This is a genomic window from Nocardioides pelophilus (assembly GCF_014180685.1).
GTDB lineage: Bacteria > Actinomycetota > Actinomycetes > Propionibacteriales > Nocardioidaceae > Nocardioides > Nocardioides pelophilus.
The window spans coordinates 12,817-27,639 of sequence record NZ_JACEHF010000034.1 but is presented as its reverse complement, the minus strand read 5'-3'; the positions used below and the strand labels follow the sequence as shown (position 1 = coordinate 27,639).

The 14,823-nt window shown below is 69.4% G+C and carries 26 protein-coding genes; 21 read left to right on the top strand and 5 right to left on the bottom strand.

Annotation, left to right across the window (positions count from 1 at the left end; translation table 11 throughout):
* From H0488_RS08760 to H0488_RS08740, 5 genes are all read right to left on the bottom strand, one after another.
* On the bottom strand, nt 1–713 hold a 713-nt coding region (locus tag H0488_RS08760; RefSeq protein WP_183098895.1), incomplete at its 3' end, for a DUF58 domain-containing protein.
* 2 nt (nt 714–715) lie between these two features.
* Nucleotides 716–1,756, bottom strand: coding sequence for an AAA family ATPase (locus tag H0488_RS08755; RefSeq protein WP_183098894.1), 1,041 nt, complete (start codon nt 1,754–1,756; stop codon nt 716–718).
* Nucleotides 1,753–2,946, bottom strand: a complete 1,194-nt coding sequence (locus H0488_RS08750) for a DUF4350 domain-containing protein (RefSeq protein ID WP_183098893.1) — start codon at nt 2,944–2,946, stop codon at nt 1,753–1,755. Before H0488_RS08750 ends, H0488_RS08755 begins: the two co-directional genes overlap by 4 nt.
* The gene (locus H0488_RS08745; RefSeq protein ID WP_183098892.1) at nt 2,943–3,581 is read right to left on the bottom strand and encodes a DUF4129 domain-containing protein; all 639 of its coding nucleotides are present in this window, start codon (nt 3,579–3,581) and stop codon (nt 2,943–2,945) included. Before H0488_RS08745 ends, H0488_RS08750 begins: the two co-directional genes overlap by 4 nt.
* On the bottom strand, nt 3,578–4,681 hold the full coding sequence (locus H0488_RS08740) for a glycerophosphodiester phosphodiesterase family protein (RefSeq protein WP_183098891.1): 1,104 nt from the start codon (nt 4,679–4,681) through the stop codon (nt 3,578–3,580). Before H0488_RS08740 ends, H0488_RS08745 begins: the two co-directional genes overlap by 4 nt.
* A gap of 452 nt (nt 4,682–5,133) precedes the next feature.
* Between H0488_RS08740 and rpsJ the strand changes: the two genes are divergently transcribed.
* The 21 genes from rpsJ to rplO all read left to right on the top strand — a co-directional run bounded on the left by rpsJ (nt 5,134) and on the right by rplO (nt 14,774).
* Nucleotides 5,134–5,442 carry a 30S ribosomal protein S10 gene (gene rpsJ, locus H0488_RS08735; RefSeq protein WP_007078637.1) on the top strand — a complete coding sequence of 103 codons (309 nt, stop codon included), beginning with the start codon at nt 5,134–5,136 and terminating at the stop codon, nt 5,440–5,442.
* Between the two features lie 10 nt (nt 5,443–5,452).
* A complete protein-coding gene (rplC, locus tag H0488_RS08730) occupies nt 5,453–6,124 on the top strand; it encodes a 50S ribosomal protein L3 (RefSeq protein ID WP_183098890.1) in 672 nt (223 codons plus the stop codon).
* Nucleotides 6,125–6,129: 5 nt separating this feature from the next.
* Complete coding sequence (gene rplD / locus H0488_RS08725; RefSeq protein WP_183098889.1) at nt 6,130–6,771, top strand: 50S ribosomal protein L4; 642 nt, start codon at nt 6,130–6,132, stop codon at nt 6,769–6,771.
* Nucleotides 6,768–7,073, top strand: a complete 306-nt coding sequence (rplW, locus tag H0488_RS08720; RefSeq protein WP_183098888.1) for a 50S ribosomal protein L23 — start codon at nt 6,768–6,770, stop codon at nt 7,071–7,073. The genes rplD and rplW overlap by 4 nt, the downstream gene beginning before the upstream one ends.
* A gap of 29 nt (nt 7,074–7,102) precedes the next feature.
* Entirely contained in the window at nt 7,103–7,939 is an 837-nt protein-coding gene (gene rplB, locus H0488_RS08715; RefSeq protein ID WP_183098887.1) for a 50S ribosomal protein L2, read from the top strand.
* A gap of 6 nt (nt 7,940–7,945) precedes the next feature.
* Nucleotides 7,946–8,227, top strand: coding sequence for a 30S ribosomal protein S19 (rpsS, locus tag H0488_RS08710; RefSeq protein ID WP_183098886.1), 282 nt, complete (start codon nt 7,946–7,948; stop codon nt 8,225–8,227).
* A complete protein-coding gene (gene rplV / locus H0488_RS08705; protein ID WP_183098885.1) occupies nt 8,224–8,640 on the top strand; it encodes a 50S ribosomal protein L22 in 417 nt (138 codons plus the stop codon). Before rpsS ends, rplV begins: the two co-directional genes overlap by 4 nt.
* The gene (rpsC, locus tag H0488_RS08700) at nt 8,640–9,479 is read left to right on the top strand and encodes a 30S ribosomal protein S3 (protein ID WP_183098884.1); all 840 of its coding nucleotides are present in this window, start codon (nt 8,640–8,642) and stop codon (nt 9,477–9,479) included. Before rplV ends, rpsC begins: the two co-directional genes overlap by 1 nt.
* A 3-nt stretch (nt 9,480–9,482) precedes the next feature.
* Entirely contained in the window at nt 9,483–9,902 is a 420-nt protein-coding gene (gene rplP / locus H0488_RS08695) for a 50S ribosomal protein L16 (RefSeq protein ID WP_183098883.1), read from the top strand.
* Nucleotides 9,902–10,141 (top strand): 50S ribosomal protein L29, encoded by a 240-nt coding sequence (gene rpmC, locus H0488_RS08690; RefSeq protein WP_183098882.1) that lies wholly within the window; start codon nt 9,902–9,904, stop codon nt 10,139–10,141. The genes rplP and rpmC overlap by 1 nt, the downstream gene beginning before the upstream one ends.
* A complete protein-coding gene (gene rpsQ, locus H0488_RS08685) occupies nt 10,138–10,428 on the top strand; it encodes a 30S ribosomal protein S17 (RefSeq protein ID WP_183098881.1) in 291 nt (96 codons plus the stop codon). The genes rpmC and rpsQ overlap by 4 nt, the downstream gene beginning before the upstream one ends.
* Nucleotides 10,429–10,521: 93 nt before the next feature.
* Entirely contained in the window at nt 10,522–10,890 is a 369-nt protein-coding gene (gene rplN, locus H0488_RS08680) for a 50S ribosomal protein L14 (RefSeq protein ID WP_183098880.1), read from the top strand.
* Nucleotides 10,890–11,279, top strand: coding sequence for a 50S ribosomal protein L24 (gene rplX / locus H0488_RS08675; protein ID WP_220794347.1), 390 nt, complete (start codon nt 10,890–10,892; stop codon nt 11,277–11,279). The genes rplN and rplX overlap by 1 nt, the downstream gene beginning before the upstream one ends.
* A complete protein-coding gene (rplE, locus tag H0488_RS08670) occupies nt 11,279–11,860 on the top strand; it encodes a 50S ribosomal protein L5 (RefSeq protein ID WP_183098879.1) in 582 nt (193 codons plus the stop codon). Before rplX ends, rplE begins: the two co-directional genes overlap by 1 nt.
* Nucleotide 11,861: 1 nt before the next feature.
* A complete protein-coding gene (locus H0488_RS08665) occupies nt 11,862–12,047 on the top strand; it encodes a type Z 30S ribosomal protein S14 (protein WP_056599702.1) in 186 nt (61 codons plus the stop codon).
* 74 nt (nt 12,048–12,121) lie between these two features.
* A complete protein-coding gene (gene rpsH, locus H0488_RS08660; protein WP_183098878.1) occupies nt 12,122–12,526 on the top strand; it encodes a 30S ribosomal protein S8 in 405 nt (134 codons plus the stop codon).
* A gap of 25 nt (nt 12,527–12,551) precedes the next feature.
* Nucleotides 12,552–13,103 (top strand): 50S ribosomal protein L6, encoded by a 552-nt coding sequence (gene rplF / locus H0488_RS08655; RefSeq protein WP_183098877.1) that lies wholly within the window; start codon nt 12,552–12,554, stop codon nt 13,101–13,103.
* A 2-nt stretch (nt 13,104–13,105) separates the two neighbouring features.
* A complete protein-coding gene (gene rplR, locus H0488_RS08650) occupies nt 13,106–13,489 on the top strand; it encodes a 50S ribosomal protein L18 (protein WP_183098876.1) in 384 nt (127 codons plus the stop codon).
* 28 nt (nt 13,490–13,517) lie between these two features.
* On the top strand, nt 13,518–14,150 hold the full coding sequence (gene rpsE, locus H0488_RS08645; RefSeq protein WP_183098875.1) for a 30S ribosomal protein S5: 633 nt from the start codon (nt 13,518–13,520) through the stop codon (nt 14,148–14,150).
* Complete coding sequence (gene rpmD / locus H0488_RS08640; protein WP_183098874.1) at nt 14,150–14,332, top strand: 50S ribosomal protein L30; 183 nt, start codon at nt 14,150–14,152, stop codon at nt 14,330–14,332. Before rpsE ends, rpmD begins: the two co-directional genes overlap by 1 nt.
* Nucleotide 14,333: 1 nt before the next feature.
* Nucleotides 14,334–14,774 (top strand): 50S ribosomal protein L15, encoded by a 441-nt coding sequence (gene rplO / locus H0488_RS08635; protein WP_183098873.1) that lies wholly within the window; start codon nt 14,334–14,336, stop codon nt 14,772–14,774.
* The last annotated feature ends 49 nt before the right edge of the window (nt 14,775–14,823 follow it).

Sequence of the window (14,823 nt, the reverse complement as noted above, 5' to 3'; positions counted from 1 at the left end):
GCGGTCCGCGAGGTGTCGAGCACGAGCACCACCCGCCGGTCGCGTTCCGGCTGCCAGGTGCGGACGACGACGTGCGGGGTGCGGGCGGACGCCCGCCAGTCGATCGAGCGGACGTCGTCGCCGCGGACGTACTCCCGCAGCGAGTCGAACTCGGTGCCCTGGCCGCGGATCCGCACCGCGGCGCGACCGTCCAGCTCGCGCAGCTGGGCGAGCCGCGACGGCAGGTGCTTGCGCGACTCGAACGGCGGAAGGGAGCGGACCGTCCCGGGCACGTCGTGGGTCCGCTGCTTGGCCGCGAGGTGCAGGGGACCCCAAGAACGGACCGTGACGCCGAAGGCCCGCAGGTCGCCGCGCCGCCACGGCCGCAGCGGGGTGCGCAGCACCCGCCGCTCGCGGGCGGGAAGGCGGACCCGGTGTCGGTTGCCGGTCGCGCCCGCCGTCGGCTGCCAGGCATCGCGCACCTCGAGCCGCAGCGTCCGGTCGGTGTCGTTGGCAACGGTCAACGCCGACTCGGCGGGATCGCCGAGCCGCACGGTGCCGGGTGGCCGACGGTGGAGGCCGGCCGCCTCGGCCGACGGCGCCAGGAGCAGGTCGGCGCCGACGAGGAGCGCCACGGCCAGCAGCCACAGCAGCACCGTGCCCGCCGACGGCCGCACCACCACGGCCACGACGCCGAGGAGCACGAGGAGCGGGACCCGCCCGGAGATCACCATGGTCAGCGCGGCACCGGGACCGAACCGAGGGCGGACGAGAGGACCTTCGCGGTGTCGACGCCCTCGAGCTCGGCCTCGGGGCGCAGGCCGAGCCGGTGCACCAGCGCCGCGTGGGCCAGCGCCTTCACGTCGTCCGGCGTCACGAAGTCGCGACCGGAGAGCCACGCCCAGGCGCGGGCAGCGCGCAGCAGCGCGGTGGCGCCGCGGGGGCTCACCCCCAGCGAGAGCGAGGGCGACTCGCGGGTGGCGCGGGCGATGTCGACGATGTACGTCGCCACCTCGGGCGCGACCTGCACCTTCTTCACCGCGCGCTGGGCAGCCTCGATGTCGGCACCGGACGCGACGGCCGTGACACCCGCTGCCGCGACGTCGCGCGGGTCGAAGCCGCCGGCGTGGCGGGTGAGGATCGCGATCTCGTCGCTCCGCGGCGGCACGGGCAGCACGACCTTGAGCAGGAACCGGTCGAGCTGTGCCTCGGGGAGCGGGTAGGTGCCTTCGTACTCGACCGGGTTCTGGGTCGCCGCCACGAGGAACGGCCGGGGGAGCGGGCGGGTCACGCCGTCGGCCGAGACCTGGCCCTCCTCCATCGCCTCCAGCAGTGCCGACTGGGTCTTCGGCGGCGTCCGGTTGATCTCGTCGGCGAGGAGCAGGTTGGTGAACACGGGGCCCTCGCGGAACGTGAGCTCGCCCGCCGAGCTGTCGATCACCAGCGACCCGGTGATGTCACCCGGCATCAGGTCGGGCGTGAACTGCACCCGACGGGTGTCGACCGCCAGCGACGCGGCCAGGGTGCGGACGAGGAGCGTCTTCGCCGTACCAGGCACGCCCTCCATCAGCACGTGGCCACCGCACAGCAGCGCGACGAGCAGCCCCGAGACGGCGGCGTCCTGGCCGACGACGGCCTTGCCCACCTCGTGCCGGACGGCCAGCAGCCGCTCGCGCAGGGCGTCGTGCTCGTCCGCGACCGCGGGCGGCGGCGGCGGGGGCGGGGGTGCGGCCGTGGGGACGGGCGTCTCGAACGTCTCGGGCGTCTGGTCGGTCATCCGCGGCGTACCTCTCTGTCGAGCTGGGTGAGTTCCTGGGCGAGCCGGACCAGTCCGGGGTCCGAGCTCGGGACGGGTGCGTGGTGGGCGAGGAGCGCGCCGACGTCCTCCTCGCGGCGGCCGACGTGGCGGGCGACCGCGGTGATGATGTCAGCCTCGGACGCGCCGCGGCCGAGCCGCAGGTGCTCGGCCAGCCGGCGCCGGGAGGCAGCGCGGAGGGCGGCCGCGGCGTAGGGCCGGTCGTCGGCCCGTCGGTACATCCGGCCGCGGCTGCGGGTCGTCTCGACGGCGCGGACCACGACGGGGAGCGGCTCGCTGGCCAGCCTTCCCAGCCGGCGACCGCGCCACCACATCAGGGCGATCCCGGCGAAGCCCGCGAGCCACAGGGACGGTTCGAGCCACCCGGGCGCGAAGGTCCACAGGCTCACGGCCTCGTCGTCGGCGGCATCGTCGTAGGTCGGGACGTACCAGACCAGCCGGTCGTGCTCGCCGAGCAGACGCAGCGCGACCGCCGCGTTGTCGCCCCGCAGCACCTGGTCGTTGGTCAGCGCCTGGCCGGCGCCGAAGTACGTCGTCGCGGTGCTGCCCCGCGCCAGGACGAAGCCGCCGAAGCTGTCGAAGCAACCGTCGGCGGTGTCGTAGCCGTAGGCGTTGTCGACGGTGAGGGTGAGGTCGTCGAACCGGTCGTCGTCGCAGTCGCCCGCCGTCTCGTCGTCGGCGTACGCCGGCTCGAGCCCCTCCTGCACCTCGTCCAGCACGTGCGGCGGCGGCTCCACGAGCACGACGTCCGCACCGGCCGTGTCGCGCCGGAGCCGGACGATCGTGCTCGGCGCGAGCTGTTCGGTGCCGGTCACCAGCACGGTCGTCGCGGAGTCGACGTCGGCGTCGTGGAGGTCGTCAGCGGAGCGGGCGACGGTGAGGTCGACGCCCTCGTCCTCGAGCACCTGCGCCAGCGCCTGCGCGCCGTCGGGATCGGGGTTCTGCGGGTCGAGCGGCGCGGGGTACTCCTGGTCACCGCTGTTGGCCCACACCGAGAGCGCGAGCGCCAGGACCAGGGCGATCCCGACGAGGAACCAGATCCGGTTGCGGCGGACGAAACCGGCTGCGCCGGCAGGGGCGGCGTCGGTGGAGGCACCCGCCGGGGTCGTCGCAGCGGTCGTCGCAGGGGTCGTCGCCGGGGTCGTGCTCATCGGGTCCGCTCCCTACGGCCGGCGAGCTCGTCGTCGAGGGCGAGCACGTCGACCGCCTGCTCCCGGGTGGCCGGGTGGTCGCCGTACAGGACGGAGTCGAAGAGGTCGGCGCTGCGCCCGATCAGCTGGCGCTGCGCCGGGAACTCGCTCCCGAGCGCGCCGGCCAGCTCGTGGGCGGTGGCCTGCGGCACGTCCTCGATCCGCCCGCGCTCGACCTGGCGCAGCGCGAGGGCGCGGTAGCCGTCGACGAGGGCGTCGTCGTACCGCCCCTGGGCGAGGGCGGCCTCCGCCCGCGCCCGCAGCTCGCCGGCGCTGATCACCTCGTCGGTCAGCGCCGGTGCCCGTTCGGCTCGCGCCCGCGCGGTGCGGCGGGCGCGGGAGAGCAGCAGGCCGATGCCGACCGCGATCAGCAGCAGGACCAGGATCGCGGCGAAGGTCCCGAGCGGCGGCAGGTCCTGGGCGGCGCCGACGCCGTCGTCGAACAGCCGGCCCACCCAGTTCAGGATCCGCTCGACCAGGTTGGTGTCGTGGTACTCCGGGTGGGAGAGCTCGCGGCGCAGCAACGAGCGCGCCTCGTCGCCGCTCGGGTCGAGCGGCGGGTCGGCGACGCGCGCGGCCAGGAGGGGCGGGGTCACCGCGGGATCAGCCCGGCCTCGGCCATCAGCTCGACGTCGTACGCCTCCTTGCGCATCCGCTGGTCGAGGTACTGGAGCGAGGTGACCGCCGCGGTGAACGGGGCCACGAACGCGTTCTGGATCACCAGCGCGATCGCCTGGGTGACCACGAGGATCAGGACGGAGTACTCCGGCAGGGCGAGCGAGCCGAGGTTGCCCCCGAACGACACCGGCGTGGTGAGGATGCCGCCGGCCACGCCCGCGATCAGCGCCGTCAGCAGGCCGATGCCGAGCGTGCGCCAGAACTGGGCTGCCGTCAGCCGCCAGGTCCGGCCGAACGAGCCGAAGATCCCCACCGGCTCGAGCATCAGGGCGGGCGTGGCGAGGTAGACGACCCGGATCCAGAGCCACACGAAGAGGGGGATGGCGCTCAGGGTGAGTGCGATGCTGACGAGCACCGTGACCAGCACGTCGCCGGTGAGGACCGCGACCAGCACCACGACGCCGACGAGCAGCACGATCGCGAGCGTGCTGGCGATCCCCACCAGCAGGGCCTGGCCGACCAGTCGCCAGCGTTTGCCGTACGTCGCCGCCCACGCCTCCGCCATGGACAGCCGCCGCCCGACGGCGGCCGCGTGGGTCACGTGGGCGACCATCCCGGTCACGAAGATGACGCCGAGCTGGGCGGCGTAGATCCCGAGGATCAGCGATCCGAAGGAGCCGAGCAGGCCGAGTGCCTCCGCGGTGCCGAGCTCCTCGTCGACCTCGCCGTCGGCGCCGATGCCGGTGCCGACGGTGAACGCCACGACCGCGCTCAGCACGATCGGGAACAGCATGGCCACGGCGGTCACCAGCACCGCCGAGCCGACGGTCGCCTTCGGGTTGAACCGGATGATCCGGAACGCGGCGTCGTAGATGTTGCCCAGCGTCAGCGGCCGCAGCGGGAGCGCCCCCGGCTTGTGGGCGGCGCCGAGCATGCCCGGCACCGGCGCGGCGGGCGAGCCGGGTCGCGGGTGCGGGAGCGGGTACGACGCCGGCGGCGGAGCGCCGTACGGCGGAGCCTGCGGCTCGTCCGGGGGCGGCGCACCCGGGGGTGGATAGTGGTGCGGTGAACCCGTCATCGCACTCCTTCTGAACAGTCGCCCGGCTGGCCGACGCCATCCTTCCATCACGGTGGCTGTTTCAATTTTGTGCGGGGCGGGATCTCTGCCAAGATATCCAGGTTGCTCCGGCGGGTTTGCCGGGGTGCGGCACATCTTGACTACTGAATCGCGTCTCCTCCAAGAGAGATCTTGGCGAGCAGGTGTTCCGGAGTGATTCCGGGGCGGCCGCTCTCGAAATGCGGTCGGTGGTGCGAGTGCGCCGGACCCAGGGAGACCCGATCAGCCTGACGAACCGTCAGGCGCCCCAACAACAACAGCTCGATCCGCTCAGGCGGACGTGTGCGCCAAAACCAGCGCGACACGCCCGACCTCGGGGGTCGGAGCTGCGGGGTGAGGAACAGGGCGGGACCGACTCAATACCGAGGACGTCTCGACACATCGGCGGCTGAGAAGAAGGACGAGAGAGACCTATGGCGGGACAGAAGATCCGCATCAGGCTCAAGGCCTATGACCACGAGGTGATCGACACCTCGGCGCGCAAGATCGTGGACACCGTGACCCGGACGGGTGCGAAGGTCGCCGGCCCTGTGCCGCTGCCGACCGAGAAGAACGTCTTCTGCGTCATCCGCTCGCCGCACAAGTACAAGGATTCTCGCGAGCACTTCGAGATGCGCACCCACAAGCGCCTCATCGACATCATCGACCCCACCCCCAAGACTGTCGACAGCCTCATGAGGCTCGACCTGCCGGCCGGCGTCGACATCGAGATCAAGCTCTGAGGTTGTTGTCATGACGATCGAACGCAATGTGAAGGGACTGCTGGGCACCAAGCTCGGCATGACCCAGCTCTGGGACGAGAACAACCGCATCGTCCCCGTGACCGTGATCGCGGCCACGACCAACGTGATCACCCAGGTCCGCCAGCCCGAGCCGGACGGCTACAACGCCATCCAGGTCGGCTACGGCGAGATCGAGGGTCGCAAGGTCAACCAGCCGCAGGCGGGTCACTTCGCCAAGGCCAGCACGACCCCGCGCCGTCACCTGGTCGAGATCCGCACCGCGGACGCCGCCAACTACACCGTGGGCCAGGAGCTCCCGGTCGACACCTTCGAGCCGGGTCAGGTCATCGACGTGACCGGCACCAGCAAGGGCAAGGGCTTCGCGGGTGTCATGAAGCGGCACGGCTTCCACGGTGTCGGCGCCTCGCACGGCGCCCACCGCAACCACCGCAAGCCGGGCTCGATCGGCGCCTGCGCCACCCCCGGCCGCGTGTTCAAGGGCATGCGGATGGCGGGTCGGATGGGTAGCGACACGGTCACCACCCAGAACGTCACCGTGCACGCGGTCGACGTCGAGAAGGGCCTGATCCTGATCAAGGGCGCCGTTCCCGGCCCCAAGGGCGGCATCGTCGTACTCCGCTCGGCCGCGAAGTCGGCCGAGCCCATGGTTCGGAAGGGCTGATCGACATGGCCGCAAAGAACGTGAAGACCGTCAAGGTCGAGCTTCCCAACGAGATCTTCGACGCCGAGGTCAGCGTTGCGCTGATGCACCAGGTCGTCGTCGCGCAGCAGGCTGCTGCTCGTCAGGGCACCCACTCCACCAAGCGTCGCGGCGAGGTCCGCGGCGGTGGTCGGAAGCCCTACAAGCAGAAGGGCACCGGCCGCGCCCGTCAGGGCTCGACCCGCGCTCCGCAGTTCGCCGGCGGTGGCGTCGTCCACGGCCCGAAGCCGCGTGACTACAGCGAGCGGACCCCCAAGAAGATGAAGGCCGCCGCGCTGCGCGGTGCCCTCACCGACCGGGCCCGCAACGAGCGGATCCACGTGGTCGAGAGCCTGGTCTCCGGTGACAAGCCGTCGACCAAGGCCGCCCTCGCCGCGCTGAGCGCGCTGACCGAGCGCAGCAACTACCTCGTGGTCCTGGAGCGCACCGACACCGTCACCTGGCTGTCGCTGCGCAACGCGCCCGAGGTGCACCTGATCGCCGTCGACCAGCTGAACACCTACGACGTGCTCGCGAGCGACGACGTGGTCTTCAGCAAGGGCGCGTACGACGCGTTCGTCTCCGGCGCTGCCTACGGCAAGAAGACTTCTGAGGAGGCGGACAAGTGAGCACCCTGCACAAGGACCACCGCGACGTCCTGATCGCACCGGTCGTGTCCGAGAAGAGCTACACGCTCCTCGACGCCAACAAGTACACGTTCCTGGTGCACCCGGACGCCAACAAGACCGAGATCAAGATCGCGGTCGAGAAGGTGTTCAACGTCAAGGTCACCTCGGTCAACACCATGAACCGACAGGGCAAGACCCGTCGCACCAAGTACGGCATCGGTAAGCGCAAGGACACCAAGCGCGCGATCGTGAGCCTCGCCGAGGGTCACCGCATCGACATCTTCGGAGGTCCGGTCGCCTGACCGGGCTGAGTTAAGGACTGAAGAAGACAATGGCAATCCGCAAGTACAAGCCGACCACCCCGGGCCGTCGTGGCTCCTCGGTGGCCGACTTCGTCGAGATCACCCGGACCACGCCCGAGAAGTCGCTGACGCGTCCGCTGCCCAAGAAGGGCGGCCGCAACAACCAGGGCCGGATCACCACCCGGCACCAGGGTGGCGGTCACAAGCGCGCCTACCGCGTCATCGACTTCCGTCGCTACGACAAGGACGGGATCCCGGCCAAGGTCGCCCACATCGAGTACGACCCGAACCGCACGGCTCGGATCGCGCTGCTCCACTACGCCGACGGCGAGAAGCGCTACATCATCGCGCCCAAGGACCTGGTCCAGGGCATGCGCGTCGAGGCCGGGGTGGGTGCCGACATCAAGCCGGGCAACAACCTGCCGCTGCGCAACATCCCGGTCGGCACGACCATCCACTGCGTCGAGCTCCGGCCCGGCGGCGGTGCCAAGATGGCTCGTTCGGCCGGCAACAGCGCCCAGCTCGTCGCCCGTGAGGGCTCGCGCGCCACGCTGCGTCTGCCCTCGGGCGAGATGCGCTTCGTCGACGTGCGCTGCCGCGCCACGGTCGGCGAGGTCGGCAACGCCGAGCAGTCCAACATCAACTGGGGCAAGGCCGGCCGCATGCGGTGGAAGGGCAAGCGCCCGACCGTCCGCGGTGTGGTCATGAACCCGGTCGACCACCCGCACGGCGGTGGTGAGGGCAAGACCTCCGGTGGTCGCCACCCGGTCTCGCCGTGGGGCAAGCCGGAGGGCCGCACCCGTCGGCGCAAGGCCTCCGACGCCCAGATCATCCGTCGTCGCAAGTCCGGCAAGGGTAGGAAGTAACCAGAGATGCCTCGCAGCCTGAAGAAGGGCCCCTTCGTCGACGACCACCTGATGAAGAAGGTGGAAGCCGAGAACGAGAAGGGCAGCCACAACGTCATCAAGACGTGGTCGCGCCGTTCGATGATCATCCCCGCGATGATCGGCCACACGATCGCCGTCCACGACGGCCGCAAGCACGTGCCGGTGTTCGTGTCCGACTCCATGGTCGGCCACAAGCTGGGCGAGTTCGCGCCCACCCGCACCTACCGCGGCCACGTCAAGGAAGACCGGAAGGGACGTCGTCGATGACCGCCACCGATCGCCGGCGCACCAGCGCCCGTCGTGACTCGCTGCTCGGCGACCAGCCGGGCGCCTTCGCGAGCGCACGCTACGTCCGGATCACCCCGATGAAGGCCCGACGGGTCGTCGACATGGTCCGCGGCCTGCCCGTGGACGAGGCACAGTCGATCCTCGCCTTCACCCCCCAGGCCGCTGCCAAGACCGTCGGCAAGGTGCTCGACAGCGCCATCGCCAACGCCGGGACCACCGAGGGCCTGCCCACCGGTGACCTGGTCATCTCGGTCGCGCAGGTCGACGAGGGTCCCACGATGAAGCGGTGGCGGCCGCGTGCGCAGGGCCGGGCCACCCGGATCAACAAGCGCACCAGCCACATCACCATCGCCGTCCAGCCGGCCGATGTCGTCAAGAAGGCGGGTAAGTAATGGGCCAGAAGATCAACCCGAACGGCTTCCGTCTCGGCATCTCCACCGACCACAAGTCGCGTTGGTACGCCGACAAGCTGTACAAGGCGTACGTCGGCGAGGACGTCGCGATCCGCAAGCTGCTCTCGAAGGGCATGGAGCGGGCCGGCATCGCCAAGGTCGAGATCGAGCGCACCCGTGACCGGGTCCGCGTCGACATCCACACCGCCCGGCCGGGCATCGTCATCGGCCGCCGCGGCGCGGAGGCCGACCGGATCCGCACCGAGCTCGAGAAGCTCACCGGCAAGCAGGTGCAGCTGAACATCCTCGAGGTCAAGAACCCCGAGATCGATGCTCAGCTCGTCGCCCAGGGCGTCGCCGAGCAGCTGTCGGGTCGCGTGCAGTTCCGCCGCGCGATGCGCAAGGCCATGCAGACCTCGATGCGGTCCGGTGCCAAGGGCATCCGAATCCAGTGCTCGGGCCGCCTCAACGGCGCCGAGATGTCGCGCACCGAGTTCTACCGCGAGGGTCGCGTCCCGCTGCACACGCTGCGTGCCGACATCGACTACGGCTTCTACGAGGCCCGCACCACCTTCGGCCGGATCGGCGTGAAGGTCTGGATCTACAAGGGCGAGGTCGCCGGCACCCGTGCCGAGCGTCAGGCCCAGGCGGCAGCCAAGGCCGGCGTCCCCGGCCGCGGCAGCCGTCCCAGCCGCGGCGGCGAGCGCCCGACCCGCGGGTCGCGCGGAGACCGTCCGACCCGCTCGGACCGCGAGGCTCCGGCCACCGACGCCGGTGCCACCTCGGCCGAGCCGACTGCTCCCACCAGCGGAGCGCCGACCAACGAGACGGGGGCCTGAGCCATGTTGATGCCGCGTCGCGTCAAGCACCGCAAGCAGCACCACCCCAAGCGTCGGGGCGCTGCCAAGGGTGGGACCACGCTCGCGTTCGGTGACTTCGGGATCCAGGCGGTCGAGGGTCACTACGTGACCAACCGGCAGATCGAGTCCGCACGTATCGCCATGACCCGCCACATCAAGCGTGGCGGCAAGGTGTGGATCAACATCTACCCGGACCGCCCGCTCACCAAGAAGCCGGCCGAGACCCGGATGGGTTCCGGCAAGGGCTCGCCCGAGTGGTGGGTCGCCAACGTCAAGCCCGGTCGCGTCATGTTCGAGCTGTCCGGTGTCCCGGAGGACGTCGCCCGTGAGGCGATGCGCCGTGCCATCCACAAGCTGCCCATGAAGTGCCGCTTCATCACCCGAGAGGCTGGTGAGTTCTGATGAGTCAGAACGTGCAGGCCCACGAGCTCGACGAGCTCAACGACATCGACCTCGAGGCCAAGCTGCGCGAGGCCAAGGAGGAGCTGTTCAACCTGCGCTTCCAGGCGGCCACCGGCCAGCTGGAGTCGCACGGTCGGCTCCGTACGGTCAAGAAGGACATCGCCCGGATCTACACCGTGGTGCGTGAGCGCGAGCTCGGCATCCGGACCGCGCCGGGCACCGAAGAGGAGAGCGCATGAGCGAGCAGGCCGACAAGTCCGGCAACGAGACCGTGGAGCGCAACTCGCGCAAGACCCGTGAGGGCCTGGTCGTGAGCGACAAGATGGACAAGACCGTGGTCGTGTCCGTCGAGGACCGCGTCAAGCACGCCCTCTACGGCAAGGTCCTGCGCCGCAACACCCGGCTCAAGGCACACGACGAGCAGAACGAGTGTGGCGTCGGCGACCGCGTCCTGATCATGGAGACCCGGCCGCTGTCCGCCACCAAGCGTTGGCGCGTCGTCACCATCCTCGAGCGCGCGAAGTAGCCCCCCGGGCGAGAGCCCGAAAGATCCGTACACGTTCGGCAAGGCTCGCCGCCCAGCGCGGCCGCGAGAACCGGCACGACATAGGAGAAACTGATGATTCAGCAGGAGTCGCGACTGAAGGTCGCCGACAACACCGGTGCGAAGGAGATCCTTTGCATCCGGGTTCTCGGCGGCTCCGGTCGTCGTTACGCCGGGATCGGCGACGTCATCGTCGCCACCGTCAAGGACGCGATCCCCGGTGGCAACGTGAAGAAGGGTGACGTCGTCAAGGCCGTCATCGTTCGCACCGTCAAGGAGCGCCGCCGCCCCGACGGCTCGTACATCAAGTTCGACGAGAACGCTGCCGTGATCCTCAAGAACGACGGCGAGCCGCGCGGTACGCGCATCTTCGGTCCGGTCGGTCGCGAGCTGCGGGACAAGAAGTTCATGAAGATCATCTCGCTCGCACCGGAGGTGCTGTGATGGCTGCCCAGAAGAAGGCCCAGCAGAAGCCGGCGAAGATCGCCATCAAGAAGGGCGACACCGTCAAGGTGATCGCGGGCAAGGACAAGGGCGCCGAGGGCAAGGTCATCAAGGTGCTCCGTGAGGAGCAGCGGCTGATCGTCGAGGGCGTCAACCGGATCAAGAAGCACACCAAGGTCGTCAACCAGGGCGGTCGCGCCGGCAACACCGGCGGGATCATCACCACCGAGGCCCCCATCCACGTGTCCAACGTGATGCTGGTCGAGGACGGCGGCGTCACCCGCATCGCCTACAAGCGGGTCGAGGTCACCAAGCGTCGCCCGGACGGCTCGGAGTACCAGTCGACGCGCAGCGTCCGTATCTCCCGCAAGACCGGGAAGGAAATCTGATGACCGAGACGACTGAGAGCGCCGTGGCCGAGAAGATCACGCCGCGCCTCAAGACCAGGTACCGCGAGGAGATCCTCCCCGCGCTGCGGTCCGAGTTCGAGATCGCCAACGTCATGCAGGTGCCCGGCCTGACCAAGATCGTGGTCAACATGGGTGTCGGCGAGGCGGCGCGTGACTCGAAGCTCATCGAGGGCGCGATCCGCGACCTGACCGCGATCACCGGTCAGAAGCCGGCCGTGACCAAGGCCCGCAAGTCGATCGCCCAGTTCAAGTTGCGCGAGGGCATGCCGATCGGCACGCACGTCACGCTCCGCGGCGACCGGATGTGGGAGTTCCTCGACCGGCTGCTGTCGCTCGCGCTGCCCCGCATCCGTGACTTCCGTGGTCTCAGCCCGAAGCAGTTCGACGGCAAGGGCAACTACACCTTCGGTCTCACCGAGCAGGTCATGTTCCACGAGATCGACCAGGACAAGGTCGACCGCAGCCGCGGCATGGACATCACGATCGTCACCACTGCGACCAACGACGAGCAGGGTCGCGCGCTGCTGAAGCAGCTCGGCTTCCCGTTCAAGGAGAACTGACATGGCGAAGACTTCGCTCAAGGTCAAGGCGGCCCGCAAGCCCAAGTTCGCGGTCCGCGGCTACACCCGTTGCCAGCGCTGCGGCCGACCCAAGTCGGTCTACCGCAAGTTCGGCCTGTGCCGGATCTGCCTGCGGGAGATGGCCCACCGGGGCGAGCTTCCCGGCGTCACCAAGTCGAGCTGGTAATCACCACTAACAGCTGAAGGTCCTCTTCTCACCCCAGGTGTGGGTGGAAACCGCAGCAGAAAGAATCACACATCATGACGATGACCGACCCGATCGCAGACATGCTGACTCGTCTGCGCAACGCCAACCAGGCGTACCACGACGCGGTGTCGATGCCGTACAGCAAGCTCAAGCAGGGCGTCGCGGAGATCCTCAAGCAGGAGGGCTACATCGCCTCCTTCGACGTGACCGACAACGAGAACGCCGTCGGCAAGACGCTGACGATCACGCTCAAGTACGGCCGCAACCGCGAGCGCTCGCTCTCCGGCGTCCGCCGGATCAGCAAGCCCGGCCTCCGGGTCTACGCCAAGCACACGGGTCTCCCGAAGGTGCTCGGCGGCCTGGGTGTCGCGATCATCTCGACGAGCCAGGGCCTGCTGACCGACCGTCAGGCCAACCAGAAGGGCGTGGGTGGGGAAGTCCTCGCCTACGTCTGGTGACGAGACCAGGAAGAGAGGAACAGCAATGTCACGCATTGGCAAGCTCCCCGTCCCGGTCCCGGCCGGTGTCGACGTCAACCTCGACGGCCCCGTCGTCACGGTGAAGGGTCCCAAGGGCACCCTCACGCACACCGTGGCGTCCCCGATCGTGGTGGAACGGAACGACGACGGCGGCTCCGTTGTATTGGACGTCAAGCGTCCCGACGACGAGCGCATCAGCAGGTCCCTGCACGGCCTGACCCGCACCCTGATCCACAACATGGTCGTGGGTGTGACCGAGGGCTACGAGAAGAAGCTCGAGATCGTGGGCGTCGGTTACCGCGTCCTGTCGAAGGGCCCGACCCAGCTGGAGTTCCAGCTCGGCTACTCCCACCCGATCATCTTCGACGCGCCTGAGGGCATCACCTTCACCGTCGAGGGCACGACCAAGCTGGGCGTCGTTGGAATCGACAAGCAGCAGGTCGGCGAGATCGCGGCCAACATTCGCAAGCTTCGTAAGCCCGAGCCCTACAAGGGCAAGGGTGTCCGGTACGCCGGCGAGCACGTCCGCCGCAAGGTCGGAAAGGCTGGTAAGTGACCATGGCGATCACACTCAAGCATCAGCGGCACCTCTCGGCGCGCGCCAAGTCGCGGCTGCGTCGTCAGATCCGGGGCCGCAAGAAGCTCTCGGGCACTGCCGACCGTCCCCGACTGGTTGTCACCCGGTCGACCAAGCACATCACCGTGCAGGTCGTCGACGACGCCGTCGGCAAGACGCTCGCGTACGCCTCCACCATGGAGAGCGACCTGCGGTCGTTCGAGGGCGACAAGACTGCCAAGGCGAAGAAGGTCGGCGAGCTCGTCGCTGCCCGTGCCAAGGAGGTCGGTGTCGAGACGGTCGTCTTCGACCGCGCCGGCAACAAGTACCACGGTCGCATCGCGGCCCTGGCCGACGGCGCTCGCGACGCCGGCCTGACCTTCTGATCGCGATAGCAAGGACTGAGGAGAAATCATGAGCGGACCCCAGCGCGGACAGCGTTCTGGCGGCGACCGCGGCCGAGGCGGTCGTGACGACCGTCGTGGTGGCGCGGACAAGAGCCAGTACGTCGAGCGGGTCGTCGCGATCAACCGTGTCGCCAAGGTCGTGAAGGGTGGTCGTCGCTTCAGCTTCACCGCCCTCGTGGTCGTCGGTGACGGTGACGGCATGGTCGGCGTCGGCTACGGCAAGGCCAAGGAAGTTCCGGCGGCGATCGCCAAGGGTGTCGAGGAGGCGAAGAAGAACTTCTTCCGCGTCCCCCGCATCCAGGGCACCATCCCGCACCCGGTGCAGGGCGAGAAGGCGGCCGGTGTCGTCTTCCTGCGCCCGGCAGCGCCCGGTACCGGTGTGATCGCCGGTGGCCCGGTGCGCGCCGTGCTCGAGTGCGCCGGCATCCACGACGTCCTCAGCAAGTCGCTGGGCTCGTCCAACCAGATCAACATCGTGCACGCGACCGTCGCTGCGCTCCAGATGCTCGAGTACCCCGAGGCCGTCGCGGCCCGGCGTGGCCTCACGGTCGAGCAGGTCGCCCCGGCGGCCCTGCTCAAGGCCAAGGCACTGGGCGAGGCCGAGGCTGCGGCCAAGGCCGCTTCGGGGGTGAGCTCCTGATGGCGCAGCTCAAGGTCCAGCAGATGAAGTCGGCGATCGGCCGCAAGGCGAACCAGCGCGAGACGCTGCGGAGCCTCGGTCTGAAGCGCATCGGCGACGTGGTCGTCAAGGAGGACCGCCCGGAGATCCGGGGCATGGTCCAGACCGTCCGTCACCTGGTGACGGTCGAGGAGGTGGAGTGACATGACGCTCAAGCTGCACCACCTGCGCCCGGCGCCGGGGGCCAAGAAGGCCAAGACCCGCGTCGGCCGCGGTGAGGGTTCCAAGGGCAAGACCTCTGGTCGAGGCACCAAGGGCACCAAGGCCCGCTACCAGGTGCCGGTTGCCTTCGAGGGTGGCCAGATGCCGATCCACATGCGGCTGCCGAAGCTCAAGGGCTTCAAGAACCCCTTCAAGGTCACCTACCAGGTCGTGAACCTCGACCGGATCAGCACCCTGTTCCCCGAGGGCGGCGACGTCACCCCCGAGGAGCTCGTGGCCCGCGGCGCAGTCCGCAAGGGCGAGCCCGTCAAGGTGCTCGGCCAGGGCGAGCTGTCGGTCAAGGTCGCGGTGAGCGCCAACGCCTTCTCGAACTCCGCCAAGGAGAAGATCGAGAGCGCGGGCGGCAGCGTCACCGTTCTGTGACGAGTTCGTGAGCTGAGGCGCGGCAGGCCTGATTACCAGGTCGGCCGCG